Annotated in this window: 11 protein-coding genes; 3 read left to right on the forward strand and 8 right to left on the reverse strand. The window is 71.1% G+C overall.

The genetic code is table 11. The features are described from left to right. Positions 1 to 40: 40 nt before the first annotated feature. The 8 genes from IEV86_RS06230 to rpmH form a co-directional block, all read right to left on the reverse strand. Positions 41 to 1,492 (reverse strand): ParB/RepB/Spo0J family partition protein, encoded by a 1,452-nt coding sequence (locus tag IEV86_RS06230; protein WP_043602738.1) that lies wholly within the window; start codon positions 1,490 to 1,492, stop codon positions 41 to 43. Continuing rightward, on the reverse strand, positions 1,492 to 2,487 hold the full coding sequence (locus tag IEV86_RS06235; protein WP_272913597.1) for a ParA family protein: 996 nt from the start codon (positions 2,485 to 2,487) through the stop codon (positions 1,492 to 1,494). The genes IEV86_RS06230 and IEV86_RS06235 overlap by 1 nt, the downstream gene beginning before the upstream one ends. A gap of 414 nt (positions 2,488 to 2,901) precedes the next feature. Continuing rightward, on the reverse strand, positions 2,902 to 3,531 hold the full coding sequence (gene rsmG / locus IEV86_RS06240) for a 16S rRNA (guanine(527)-N(7))-methyltransferase RsmG (protein ID WP_043602740.1): 630 nt from the start codon (positions 3,529 to 3,531) through the stop codon (positions 2,902 to 2,904). Positions 3,532 to 5,876: 2,345 nt separating this feature from the next. Continuing rightward, positions 5,877 to 6,386 carry a Jag family protein gene (locus IEV86_RS06245; protein ID WP_043602742.1) on the reverse strand — a complete coding sequence of 170 codons (510 nt, stop codon included), beginning with the start codon at positions 6,384 to 6,386 and terminating at the stop codon, positions 5,877 to 5,879. Positions 6,387 to 6,417: 31 nt separating this feature from the next. Beyond that, positions 6,418 to 7,578, reverse strand: a complete 1,161-nt coding sequence (gene yidC, locus IEV86_RS06250) for a membrane protein insertase YidC (protein ID WP_052425843.1) — start codon at positions 7,576 to 7,578, stop codon at positions 6,418 to 6,420. A 13-nt stretch (positions 7,579 to 7,591) separates the two neighbouring features. Further along, a complete protein-coding gene (gene yidD / locus IEV86_RS06255) occupies positions 7,592 to 7,879 on the reverse strand; it encodes a membrane protein insertion efficiency factor YidD (RefSeq protein ID WP_308463445.1) in 288 nt (95 codons plus the stop codon). Between the two features lie 43 nt (positions 7,880 to 7,922). After that, positions 7,923 to 8,300: a ribonuclease P protein component gene (gene rnpA / locus IEV86_RS06260; RefSeq protein WP_043602745.1), complete on the reverse strand. Its 378-nt coding sequence runs from the start codon at positions 8,298 to 8,300 to the stop codon at positions 7,923 to 7,925. Positions 8,301 to 8,310: 10 nt separating this feature from the next. After that, entirely contained in the window at positions 8,311 to 8,448 is a 138-nt protein-coding gene (rpmH, locus tag IEV86_RS06265; protein WP_034225701.1) for a 50S ribosomal protein L34, read from the reverse strand. Between the two features lie 391 nt (positions 8,449 to 8,839). Here rpmH and dnaA point away from each other — a divergent pair, with 391 nt between their 5' ends. From dnaA to gnd, 3 genes are all read left to right on the forward strand, one after another. Next, a complete protein-coding gene (dnaA, locus tag IEV86_RS06270; RefSeq protein WP_043602747.1) occupies positions 8,840 to 10,318 on the forward strand; it encodes a chromosomal replication initiator protein DnaA in 1,479 nt (492 codons plus the stop codon). A 697-nt stretch (positions 10,319 to 11,015) separates the two neighbouring features. Continuing rightward, complete coding sequence (gene dnaN / locus IEV86_RS06275; protein ID WP_043602749.1) at positions 11,016 to 12,146, forward strand: DNA polymerase III subunit beta; 1,131 nt, start codon at positions 11,016 to 11,018, stop codon at positions 12,144 to 12,146. A gap of 7 nt (positions 12,147 to 12,153) precedes the next feature. Continuing rightward, positions 12,154 to 13,074, forward strand: a complete 921-nt coding sequence (gnd, locus tag IEV86_RS06280) for a phosphogluconate dehydrogenase (NAD(+)-dependent, decarboxylating) (RefSeq protein WP_043602848.1) — start codon at positions 12,154 to 12,156, stop codon at positions 13,072 to 13,074. Positions 13,075 to 13,081 lie beyond the last annotated feature (7 nt).

A 13,081-nucleotide genomic window follows, 5' to 3' on the forward strand; every position in this document is an offset into this window, starting at 1 on the left:
GCGCAGTCACCGGCTCAGCCGTGTGCCGCGCGGGCGCTCCTCAGCGAAGGAGGCCCGGGTCGTCGGGTGACAGCGTGGCGAGGATGCGGTTCAGGTCGTCGACGGACGCGAACTCGACCGTGAGCCGGCCCTTGGTGCGACCGAGGGCGATCTTGACGCGGGTGTCGAATCGATCCGACAGGCGCGTCGCGAGGTCGTCGAGGGCCGCGTTCCGGTGACCGGGACGCGGCCTCCGCACGGGCGCGGGCCGTTCCGGGTCCCCGCCGAGCGTGACGATCTCCTCGGTCGCACGCACCGAGAGGCCCTCCGCGACGATCCGCTGGGCGAGCCGCTCCATCGCCGCGGCGTCGGGCAGCCCGAGCAGCGCGCGAGCGTGTCCTGCGGAGAGGACACCTGCCGCGACCCGCCGCTGGACGAGCGGCGGGAGACGGAGGAGCCGCAGCGTGTTCGAGATCTGTGGACGAGACCTGTGGATACGCCGTGCGAGCTCGTCGTGCGTGCAGCCGAAGTCGTCGAGGAGCTGCTGATACGCCGCGGCCTCCTCGAGCGGGTTGAGCTGGCTGCGGTGCAGGTTCTCCAGGAGGGCGTCGCGCAGGAGGTCGTGGTCCTCGGTCTCCCGGACGATGGCCGGCACGGTCTCGAGGCCCGCCTCCTGGGTGGCCCGCCAGCGCCGCTCTCCCATGATGAGCTCGTAGCGGTGGCCGTCGGTGCCGTCCGTGGGACGGACGACGATCGGCTGGAGCACCCCGATCTCGCGGATCGAGCTGACGAGCTCGGCGAGCGCGTCCTCGTCGAAGACCGTCCGCGGCTGGCGCGGGTTCGGCCGGATGTCCCCGACCGGGATCTCGGCGAAGTGCGCGCCGGGGACGGGGACGAGCCCGTCGGCGTCGGCGTCGGCGGCGGCGAGCGGGCCGGCACCGCCCGCGTCACTGTCGCTGGACGTGCTCGTCACGAAGCCGTCCTGAGCGGAGGGGTCGACGTCCGTGCCGGTCGAGGCGCCCGACCCGCCGTCGGCGGCGTCCGGGGTACTGCCGGGGCGCGAGGCCGGGCGTACCGTCGCGTCATCGGCTGTGTCGCCGGCGTCGCCCGGTGCAGCCTCGGACGCGTCCGTCGCGACCGAGGACGAGGTACCCGCGACGTGCCGGCTGTCAGCGCGGCCGTTGTGCTCGCCCGGCGTGCCGACGGATCCGTCCGTCGGTCGGGGTGTCGTCTCGGACGGCTCGATCCCGGCGTTCTGCTGGTCGTCGACGCGACCGTCGCGGCCGGCCTCGCCCGCGCCCCAGGGGGCTTCGTCGCGTGTGGAAGCGTCGGCGGGCGCGTCCGACGGACCGCGCCTGTCATCCGCACCCGTCGAGGGGTCCGCTGCGTCACGGTCGACGGGTGTCGCCGCGCCGGGGAAGAAGACGTCGACGGGACGGCCCGCCGATCCCGAGGGGCCGCTCGGGATCAAGGCACCGAGACCCCTGCCCAGTCCGCGTCGCTTCTCGGCCATCAGCTCTCCTCGGTCGTGCTCGTCGGCGCCATGGCGGCGCGCTGGGCCAGCTCACGTGCTGCTGCCAGGTAGGCCAGCGCACCCGTCGAGCCCGGGTCGTAGGTCATGATCGTCTGGGCGTGGCTCGGGGCCTCGGAGATGCGGACGGATCGCGGGACCGTGGTGCGCAGGGTCTGGTCCGGGAAGTGCTCGCGGACCTCCTCGGCGACCTGCTGTGCGAGGTTGGTGCGCGCGTCGTACATCGTGAGCAGGATCGTTGAGACGTGGAGCGCCGGGTTCAGGTGGTTCTTGATGAGCTGCACGTTCTTGAGCAGCTGGCTGAGTCCCTCGAGCGCGTAGTACTCGCACTGGATGGGGATGAGGACCTCGCGCGCGGCGACGAACGCGTTGACCGTCAGCAGCCCGAGGCTCGGCGGGCAGTCGACGAACACGTAGTCGAGCCGGTCCCCCGCCTCCTCGCGGTGGCGCAGGTAGGCATCGATCGCGTTCCGGAGCCTCGCCTCGCGCGCGACCATCGAGACGAGCTCGATCTCGGCGCCGGACAGGTCGATCGTCGCCGGCGCGCCCCACAATCGCGGGATGAGAGACGACTGCTGGACCACCGCGGCGAGGTCCTCGTCCTCGATGAGCACCTCGTAGACCGACGGTGTGCCCGCACGGTGCTCGATGCCCAGGGCGGTCGAGGCGTTCCCCTGCGGGTCGTTGTCGATGACGAGCACGTTCAGCCCGGCCTGCGCGAGGGCGGCCGCGAGGTTCACCGTGGTCGTCGTCTTCCCGACACCGCCCTTCTGGTTGGCGATGGTGATGACGCGCGTCGACGGCGGCCGTTCGAACCGCCGTCCGGATAGGTCGATGCGTCGCCGGGCATCGGCGGCGATCTGCGCGGCCAGGGGCGTCGACTCGTCCACCGACGGCAGGCTCTCGATGAGGGCGGCCCGGCGCTGCTCGTCCGAGAGCGACGTTCCACGTGAAACGTCGGTCGGCTGCTGCTCCACTGCGTCTCCTCTGCGTTGCGTGCGGGGATCATCCTGCCATCCGGCCGGCGCGGATCCTGTCGTCCACACTGCGGGGCCGGTCACGAGACGTGGTGTCGTCGGTCCTCGCAGCGGGCTGTGGCGACAACTTCGCGGATGCCCGTCGGCTGCGGCGCCGCAGGCATCCCGCGGTGACCGATTCGGGCCACCGTGAGGAGATCAGTGCGCGCCGACCGCAGACGACCGCCGTCTCGCTGCCACGCGAGAGGTCGCCTCACCCGGGTCGCCTACGGTCACATCGAGCCCATGCCCTCGATGCGTTCTGGATCCAGACCGCGCCCCCGCACAGCCGTCGCTTTCGACGCGTGTCCGGGCCCGGACCGACGCGTGTCCGGTCCTGGGCCCACGCGTGTCCGGGCCTGGACCGACGCGGCGTCAGTCGCGGCGCCGACGCCGGGCAGGTCGCTGCGGTCGAGACGGAACGACGGCACGCTCCCGGACCACTCGCACGACCGTGGTCGCCTCCACATCGGGCACGGTCCCGACCGTCACGACCTCGCCCGCGCCGCCACCCCATGAGTCGATGACGGCCCGGGCCTCCTCGAGCTCGGCCGGACCCCGGTCGCCCTTCATCGCCAGGAGGACACCCCCCTGCTTCAGGAGGGGCATGGCCCACGGAACGAGTCGATCCATCGACGCGACCGCCCGCGCCGTCACAGCGTCCGCCGAGAGCTGCCCCACCATGTCCTCAGCACGCCCGCGTCGCACGCGGACGTGGTCGAGTCCCACGGAGGAACGCACCTCCTCGAGCCAGGCCGTACGCCGCTCCATCGGCTCGAGCAGGACCACGTCCAGGTCGGGACGCATCGCCGCAAGGACGATCCCAGGCAGGCCGGCGCCGCTACCCAGGTCGACGACCGTGCCCGCATCGGGCATCAGCTGCGCGACCGCAGCGCAGTTCAGGATGTGGCGTTCCCACAGGCGCGGCACCTCCCGCGGGCCGATGAGGCCCCGGAGGACGCCTTCTTCAGCAAGGAGCTCGGCGTAGTGCTCCACCGCGCCCATCCGGTCACCGAAGAACTCCCGGACTGCCGGTGACGAGGCGTTGAGCGCTCCTCCCGAGTCGACACCCGTCCTGGGCGTCGCTGGTCGGGCTGCCGCGACGTCGCTGGCGTGAAGGGTGGGGTCGTCCCTGTGCTGGGAATGTGGCTGTCTCGGGTCGCTCATCGGGTCCAACGGTACGGGGCACGTCACCAGGACCGGAAACCTCGACACGGTGCCACTGCGGAGGCACCGATCCTGTGAGGTCCGGGCTCCAGGGGTTCCACGTGAAACATGGTCGGAACCGCCGACACGCGACCCAGTTGTGCGGGCCCGCCCGGGACTGCGATTGGCGACCGCGGCGCGCCACGAGCCACCGTGGCACTGCGGCCAGAGCGATCACCCGCTCCACGCACCCCCGGGGCGGAAGGGCGCGATCACTCCTCTGTCCAGCACCCTTCTCCGGATCGAATCCCCCGTAACCGGGCCATGCCGCGGTAGCCCCACCCTGGTCACCAGGCCACCGCCAGCTCGAACCCCGGGGCGCTTCGTCGTCGTTCCACGTGGAACAGCTGCACAGCGGGAACCGCACTGGTGCCGCGTCCGGCGCCGGTTCCACGCGGGGCACGGCGCCGCGGTGTGCGCCGTGCCCACGGGCCTCGACCACGCGCGCCCCGGCAGCTGCAGCCCTTTGCGCTGCTGACACGCCCTCGGGCCTCAGTTGGGCGTGCCGAGGTTGGACCCACCGCGGCTGGCTTCGCGTCGGGCGGGCGACGCAGACTTCGTGAGCCAACAGTCAAACCGCCGGGGCGGTGCCGCGGGCGCGCGTGGAGTTCTCGTCCTGCCGCGCGCGAGGTGCCCAGCAGCCCAGGCGGCTCCTGCGTCATGGGGCCCGTGTGAGGCGCGACGTGAAGCGACCGCGTCGAGCGAGCGGAGGGTCCACGAGACACCCGTTGTCCGGCCGCTGCTTGGCGTTCCACGTGAAACGTCGCTGCGGAGCGGATCGCGCCCCTCGCACCCGGGAGGTTGTGTCGCCGCGGCGGTTCGCGACGACCTCGGTTCCACGTGAAACATCACTTCGGCGTCAGGAATCGCGCGGACTGCTCTCGTGGCGGTGTGTCACTGCCGGCGCTTCACGTCGACGGTGGTTCCACGTGAAACACGGTCGCTCGACAGACTCGCACCGCCTGCCTGTGGTCCATGTCTCGCTGCCGGGCCATTCACACCAACCGGTGCGGGGTATGCCTTGCGCAATTCAACCCGAAATCTCGATGGCGGCGGTTGGTACAGACCTCGGTTCCACGTGAAACGTCACTGCGGCGGCAGCCGGACCCTGCGCCCTCGCGTCCATGTGCCGTCGGCGGCGCTTCGCGCCGACCGGCGGGTTCCACGTGAAACATCGCTCTGAGGCCCGGCGGCGTTCAGGAGCCGAGTCGAGGGTGCGTAAGAGGCCCAAGCCGCGCCCAGCCGACTTCCACGCACGAGGGCGGGCGACACAGCTGCGCGACGCCGCTAGGACACGATGCGCCAGCGCCTCCAAGATGAGACGGCCGGTCCATGCGGCGTGAGCCAACGACGCCGGGCACCGACTCGGTGTGGTGCTGTCCGACCGGACGTACCCCTATGGAAGCGCATCAGAGCCACTCGAGGACGAGACGGGACTGGACGCTCGAGGGCGAGCAGTGGCCGACGCGAGCTCGATCTGTCCGGAGCCGGCAGGACGTCAGCTATCGAGCCCGACAGTGGCCAATCCCTCAACCGTGGCCGCTACCCGTCGCCGAGGATCAGCCCGGCCCTCCCAACCGAGGCCCAGCCGTGAGGACTTCAGGTGGGCGCACCACCGGTCCGTGCGTGCGCTTCCCACCCCTTCCTCCGACGCCCGTCCGCCGTCGTTCACGTCCTCGTCCGGCCGGACGCGCGTCCGCCTCAGCGCACCCACGACCCGTCACGCTGTCCGGGCGGTGTCTGCTGCTCCCCGTCAAGCACGACACGACATCTGCGCAGCCAGACGTCCGGTGGAACCGCCGGCACCACCGGTCAGGCTCTCGAGGCATCACGGTGCCACCTCAGCGGGGTGCACGTCTCACGTGAGACTCGCGGAGCTCGAGACCGCCGCTAGACCGACCGAGCGCCGGCGATCCTCCGTTCACCCCACCTCAGCGGACGACACAGTCGAGCCGTGATCTCCGCAGCCATGCAACGCAGAGCCGAGCCGGGACGGTTTCCGTTTCACGTGGAACCTCCTCGGCGGCACCGCACGGGCTCGCCGCCGCTGACGACCTCCCACGACACCCACCCAGCCACGACCGGCGGCAGACGCCGGACGGGGAGCCGACCCGATGGGGCGGCTCCCCGTCAGCGTCCCGTCATCACGCGGGGCGGACCACCACGTGCCGGTTCGGCTCGACGCCCTCGCTGTCGCTCGTCAGACCCGCCTCGGCCACGACGTCATGGACGACCTTGCGCTCGAACGGGTTCATGGGCTCGAGAGCGACCTCGTTCCCGGACGCCTTCGCCTCGGCGATCGCAGCCCGCGCCACCTCGGCCAGCTCGGCCCGACGCCCGGCGCGGAAGCCGGCGATGTCGAGCATCAGCCGGCTGCGTTCACCCGTCTTCGCCTGAACCGCCAGGCGCGTGAGCTCCTGCAGCGCGTCGAGCACCTCGCCCTCGGCCCCGACGAGCCGGCGCAGGGCGCGCTCGTCCGACTGGTCGGCGACGATCTCGACCGCTGCCCGGCCGTGCTCGACGTCGATGTCGATGTCACCGCCGATGTCGGCGATGTCGAGCAGCTCCTCGAGGTAGTCGGCCGCGATCTCGCCCTCTTCCTCGAGGCGTCGCGTCTCCTCCTGGGGCGCAGCGTGCGCCGAGTTCTCCGTCATGGGGTCTCCGTCCGTGATGCGGGTCGCGGTGTCAGGATGCGTCGGCAGCGCCGTTGCCGCCGTCGGGGGATCCTGGCCGCTGGGTCTGGTTCCGGTTCTTGCGCTTGCGCGGGTTCGGTCCCGCCGCAGGCGTCGAACCCGCCGTGGCATTGGGCGCGTCGTTGCCCGCACCAGCGGCACCGGCCGCCTCGCCGGCCGAGGCCGGCTGGGTCCCGTCAGGACGAGGTGCCGACCCGGGTGCCACGGGTCCGGTTCCGCGTGCTCGGTCCTTGCGCTTCGGCTGCTGACGCTGTCCGCGCGGCTTCTCCTCGATCGTCGGCTCCTCGACGACGGGGAGCTCACCACGGGCGGCCGCCTTGCGCGCGCGGCGCTCCTTGAGCTGGCGCTCTGCCTCCGACCCCGGCGTCGGGTTGTTCCGGATGACGTAGAACTGCTGACCCATCGACCAGATGTTCGTCGTGGTCCAGTAGATGAGGACACCGATCGGGAAGTTCACGCCCGACACCGCGAACACGAGCGGCAGCACGTACAGGAGGATCTTCTGCTGCTGCGCCATCGGGCCCTGCAGCGCCGTAGCCGGCATGTTCTTCTGCGTCAGCTGCTTCTGGGTGAAGAAGGTCGTCGCGGACATCAGGATGATGAGGACCACCGTGACGATCCTCGTCGCCGCGTCCGCATCCGACGAGAGGAAGTAGGACGAGATGGGCGCGCCGAAGATGGTCGCGTTCGACGCCTCGGAGGCGAGGTCCTGCGTCAGCGGGCCGATCGCATCGCGGCTGTAGTCACCGCGGCTCAGCTCGTCGAGCCGGTTCAGCACCGTGAACAGCGCGAAGAAGATGGGCGACTGCGCGAGGATCGGCAGGCAGGACGCGAACGGGTTGGTCCCGTGCTTCTTGTAGAGCTCCATCGTCTCGCGGGTCATCGCCTCGCGGGACGCAGGGTCGGTCTTCCCCTTGTACTTCGCCTGGAGCTTCTGCATCTCGGGCGCGACGAGCTGCATGCCCCGGGACGCCTTGATCTGCTTCACGAACAGCGGGATCAGCAGGATCCGGATGACGATCACGAGTCCGACGATCGACCCGGCCCAGGCCAGCCCCGACGCGCTGTCGAGCCCCAGCGTCGTCAGCAGCTTGTGGAACGCGACCATGATCCAGGCCACGACCCACATCAGCGGCCACAGGATTGTGTCCATCGTGAAGGGCTCCTCAGTGCGGGTGTGCGTGCCCGGTCGCCCGGGCCGGAAGACGGGGGGTGACCGGGGGCACGTCGTCGACGCCGCCGGCGGCCCACGGGTGGCACCGCAGCAGACGCCGGACCGCGAGCCACGTGCCGCGAAGCGCGCCGTGCCGCCGCACGGCGATCAGGGCGTAGCTCGAGCAGCTCGGGTAGTACCGGCAGGTCGGGCCGGTCATGGGGGAGACGACCGCCTGGTAGACGCGGAGCAGGCCCACGAGGATCAGCTGCGGCAGGCGGCGCACGAGACGCAGCGCCACGGCCGTCCGGGGACGCGACGGGGCGGACGCACTCATCGGGTGCTCACGGCAGCACGGCCGTGCCCGGGTGCGCCCGCTCGCGACCACGGCGATGGGCCGTCGCGAGCGCCGAGCGGAAGTCGTCGGCGAGTCGGGTGTACGTCGCGTCCGCCGACGCCGGGAGCGCACGCACGACGACGTCGGCGTGTTCGGGGAGCGCAGCGCGCTGCTCGAGCACCACTCCTCGCAACCTCCGGCGGACGACGTTGCGCACCACCGCGCCGCCGACCGTCTTGGCGACGACGAACCCGACCTGGGTGCCGTCGTGCTCGGCACCGACGGCGCAGTGGACGACCAGGGTGTCCCGGCCCGCCCGACCGCCCGTGCGGATGGTCCGCGCGAACTGCTCGGACCGTCTCATCCGCAGCGGGGCGGGCAGCACCGGGTGGGTATCAGGCGGAGAGCTCGGTGCGACCCTTGCGCCGGCGAGCGGCGAGGATCGCGCGACCGGCACGGGTCCGCATACGCAGGCGGAAGCCGTGGGTCTTGGCCCGGCGCCGGTTGTTCGGCTGGAAGGTGCGCTTCGACACGTCAGACTCCAAGGTTGTTTCACGTCACCGCCGCGGGGGCGGACATCCAGGCTGGTCCCGGGCCCCTCCACCGAACCGTCGCCGACAGGCGTCGTGCGGGCAGGCAGGCGGGAGCCGCGAAGAACGGCTGTGTCACGGTACGCGGGGATGAGCGCAGGGTCAAACGACCCCGGCCCTGGACCGTGCGTGGGGCGACCGATCATCATGACCCGGACGGCGGATGGTGCGACGACGACACGCCGTGGACGATGCACGCGTTCGCCTCGCGCCCCGTTGCGACGCTGAGCACACAGACTGTGGAGAACTGTGTGGATCATCGGTGACCGTGCGAGACTGCGGGCCGCAGCACACGGCAGGCATCGCACGGACAGCGGCATCGAGGAGTCATCTCGTGGCAGGTCAGGACGACTCGATCACCCAGCTCTGGGAGCGCGCCGTCGACCACCTGAGCACCGACGCCGCGACGAGTCCGCAACAGCTCGCCTTCATCCGGCTGGCGCGGCCCATGGGGCTGCTCGACGGCACGGTCCTCCTGGGCGTCGGCAACGACTTCACCAAGGAGTACCTCGAGACCCGCGCCCGCGGCGAGCTGAGCCGAGCGCTGTCCGCCGCCCTCGGGAAGGACGCCCGCTTCGCGGTCATGGTCGACCCGGCGCTCGACGACCACGCGCCGGTCACGTCGTCCGGGCCCGAGGTCCGGACGGTCGAGCCGGCCCCCGACCTCGACACCGACGACGACGCGCGCGTGCTCCGCGCGGTCGAGGACGACCTCGGCCGGTTCGACGACCGGGCCCGAACGGGCCGTGCGCAGCGTGGCGCCCCGGCGAGCGCCGAGCCGGCCCGGCTCAACCCGAAGTACCTGTTCGAGACGTTCGTCATCGGGTCGTCCAACCGGTTCGCGCACGCCGCGGCCGTGGCCGTGGCCGAGGCGCCCGCCAAGGCGTACAACCCGCTGTTCATCTACGGCGACTCCGGTCTGGGCAAGACGCACCTGCTGCACGCCATCGGCCACTACGCGCAGTCGCTGTACCCGGGCGTGCGGGTGCGCTACGTGAACTCCGAGGAGTTCACGAACGACTTCATCAACTCGATCGGTGAGGGCAAGGCAGGCGCGTTCCAGCGCCGCTACCGCGAGGTCGACGTCCTGCTCGTCGACGACATCCAGTTCCTGCAGGGCAAGGAACAGACGATGGAGGAGTTCTTCCACACGTTCAACACGCTGCACAACGCCAACAAGCAGGTCGTCATCACGTCCGACCTGCCACCCAAGCAGCTGAACGGCTTCGAGGACCGCATGCGGTCGCGGTTCGAGTGGGGCCTCATCACCGACGTGCAGCCGCCCGACCTCGAGACCCGGATCGCGATCCTCCGCAAGAAGGCGGCGAACGAGCGGCTCCAGGCGCCGGACGAGGTGCTCGAGTACATCGCCTCGAAGATCTCGACCAACATCCGTGAGCTCGAGGGTGCGCTCATCCGCGTCACGGCGTTCGCGAACCTCAACCGGCAGAGCGTCGACCTCGCGCTCGCCGAGATCGTCCTCAAGGACCTCATCACCGACGAGGACACCGCGGAGATCACCGCGGCGGCGATCATCGCCCAGACCGCCAACTACTTCGGCCTCACGATCGACGACCTGTGCGGGTCGTCGCGGTCGCGCGTCCTCGTCACGGCGCGGCAGATCGCCATGTACCTGTGCCGCGAGCTCACGGACATGAGCCTGCCGAAGATCGGTCAGCAGTTCGGCGGCCGCGACCACACCACCGTCATGCACGCGAACCGCAAGATCCGCGAGCTCATGGCCGAGCGCCGCTCGATCTACAACCAGGTCACCGAGCTCACGAACCGGATCAAGCAGCAGCACCGCGGCTGAGCCCCGCACGTCGGGCGCGTCCCGGAGCTCCCGGTGACGGCCTACCGGCTCCCACGGCACCCGTAGGTGCCGTCACCGTGCCGCCGGCCACCAGCCCGCCCCGCCAGCGGGCCCATCCGCACGCCTCGCACCGAACGGATGCACGCACGTCCGCGCACGTGATCACCCACGAACGCACAAGAACACCCGTGGGACGACTGTGCACACCTGTGGACATCCCTGTGGAACGACGTGGACGACACCCCGTGTTCATGTGGATTCAACACCTTCGACCCGTGGACGCCCGGTGGACGTCGCCGCGCCGTCCACCGGCGGTGCTCGCCGTCGACAGCGCCGTCGACAAGCGCTCCACATCCCTCGTCGGCACCTGACCTGGGAAGTCCCGCGATATCCACAGTGTCCACACAGCCGATGACGACAACGACTGTTCTCCCTCTCCCGGATCCACAACGCCTTCATCAGGCGGGCCGGGCGATGGCGCACCTCTTCCCGACAGCGCCGGTCGCCTCGACCCGGGGCGCTCCCCGACCTGGCTCGACACCCGTACGAGCCGCACCCACGGGCGCCGACGGCGGGTGCCCGTCCTCGCGTACTGTTCACACGGATCACGAGAATCACGACGAGCCCAGCTCCGTTGCGCCCCGCCCACGGTCGGTCGGACGCGTCCGGGCGCGGGCCACTTCCGGAGGGATGTGCGATGAGGTTCAGGGTGGACCGGGACGTCCTGGCTGAGGCAGTCACCTGGACCGCTCGGTCGCTGCCGACGCGTCCGCCCGTGCCCGTCCTCGCCGGAGTGCGCCTCGAGGCCGACGCGTCCGGCGTCGTGCAGCTCTCGAGCTTCGACTACGAGGTCTCGGCGCGGTCCGAGATCGCCGCCGACGTGAGCGAGCCCGGCACGGTGCTCGTGTCGGGGCGGCTGCTCGCGGAGATCTCGCGTGCGCTCCCGGGCAAGCCCGTCGACGTCGTCCTGGACGGCACCAAGGTCTCGGTCACGTGCGGCGCGAGCCGCTTCTCGCTGCTGACGATGCCCGTCGAGGACTACCCCGCGCTGCCGGCGATGCCCGACGTCGTCGGGACGGTGCCGGGGGACGAGCTCACCTCGGCCGTCGCCCAGGTGACGGTCGCCGCGTCGCGCGACGACACGCTGCCGCTGCTCACCGGCGTCCGGATGGAGATCGAGGGCGAGCAGATCACGCTGCTCGCCACGGACCGCTACCGCCTCGCGCTGCGCGAGCTGACGTGGCGACCGGCCCGCCCCGACATCTCCGCCACGGCCCTGGTGCGTGCGCGCACGCTCTCGGACGCCGCCAAGTCGCTGGGCGGCTCGGACCAGGTCGCGGTCGCGCTCTCGTCCGGGGCCGGCGTGGACCTCATCGGCTTCGAGGCCGGCGGTCGCCACACGACGTCGCTCCTCGTCGACGGCGAGTACCCGGCGGTGCGACGCCTGTTCCCCGACGAGACGCCGATCCAGGCCGTCGTCGCGCGCCAGCCGCTCATCGACGCCGCGCGTCGCGTGTCCCTCGTCGCCGAGCGCAACACGCCGATCCGGCTCGCGTTCTCCGAGGGTCAGGTGGTGCTCGACGCCGGCCAGGGTGATGATGCACAGGCATCGGAGGCGCTGGAGGCGTCGCTGGTCGGTGACGACATCACCGTCGCGTTCAACCCGCAGTTCCTGCTGGACGGGCTCGGCGCGCTCGGCACCGACTTCGTGCGACTGTCCTTCACGCATCCCAACAAGCCGGTGGAGTTCACCGGCCAGGGGTCGCTCGAGGGCGACGACGACAAGGGGTACCGGTACCTGCTGGTGCCGATCCGCTTCGCCAGCTGAGGTGATCATGCACATCGGACTCGTCGGGCTCGGGAAGATGGGCGCGAACATGCGGTCGCGCCTGCGTGAGCGTGGGGTCGAGGTCACGGGGTACGACCGCAACCCCGAGGTCTCGGACGTCGAGAGCCTCGCGGCGCTCGTCGAGGCGCTCCCGCAGAGCCCGAAGGTCGTCTGGGTCATGGTGCCCTCGGGCGACATCACGCGCGGGGTCGTCGAGGAGCTCGCGGGCCTCCTGGGTGAGGGCGACGTCGTCGTCGAGGGCGGCAACTCGTACTACAAGGACGACGCGCTGCACGCCGAGCGCCTCGCGCGCGAGGGCATCCGCTACGTCGACGTCGGCGTCTCGGGCGGTGTCTGGGGCCTGGCGAACGGCTACGGGATGATGGCCGGCGGCGCACCGGAGGACATCGAGACCCTCGCGCCCGTCTTCGACGCGCTGCGTCCGGACGGCCCGCGCGAGGAGGGCTTCGTCCACGCGGGCCCGGTCGGCGCCGGTCACTTCGCGAAGATGGTGCACAACGGCATCGAGTACGGCGTCATGCAGGCGTATGCGGAGGGCTACGAGCTCCTGACCGCGCAGGACCTCGTGACCGACGTCGTCGGCACGATGCGTGCGTGGAAGCGCGGCACCGTCGTTCGGTCGTGGCTGCTCGACCTGCTCGTCGCCGCGCTCGAGAAGGACCCGGGCCTCGGGGCCGTGGACGACTACGTCGAGGACTCCGGCGAGGGACGGTGGACCGTCGACGAGGCGATCGACCAGGCCGTGCCGCTGCCCGTGATCTCGGCCGCGCTCTTCGCGCGGTTCTCCTCGCGTCAGGAGCCGTCGCCCGCGATGCAGGCCGTCGCGGCGCTGCGTCAGCAGTTCGGCGGCCACGCGGTGCGTCAGGCCACCCCGCCGTCGGAGCCCACGCCGCCCGCCGAACCGTGACGGCGCA

Source organism: Cellulomonas carbonis, assembly GCF_014636275.1.
Classification (GTDB): domain Bacteria; phylum Actinomycetota; class Actinomycetes; order Actinomycetales; family Cellulomonadaceae; genus Actinotalea; species Actinotalea carbonis.

Bases quoted from the DNA above. Each gene is read 5' to 3' on its own strand.
- IEV86_RS06230 (WP_043602738.1), bottom strand. From the start codon at position 1,492: ATGGCCGAGAAGCGACGCGGACTGGGCAGGGGTCTCGGTGCCTTGATC.
- rsmG (WP_043602740.1), bottom strand. From the start codon at position 3,531: ATGGGCGCGGTGGAGCACTACGCCGAGCTCCTTGCTGAAGAAGGCGTC.
- IEV86_RS06245 (WP_043602742.1), bottom strand. From the start codon at position 6,386: ATGACGGAGAACTCGGCGCACGCTGCGCCCCAGGAGGAGACGCGACGC.
- yidC (WP_052425843.1), bottom strand. From the start codon at position 7,578: ATGGACACAATCCTGTGGCCGCTGATGTGGGTCGTGGCCTGGATCATG.
- dnaN (WP_043602749.1), top strand. From the start codon at position 11,016: ATGAGGTTCAGGGTGGACCGGGACGTCCTGGCTGAGGCAGTCACCTGG.
- gnd (WP_043602848.1), top strand. From the start codon at position 12,154: ATGCACATCGGACTCGTCGGGCTCGGGAAGATGGGCGCGAACATGCGG.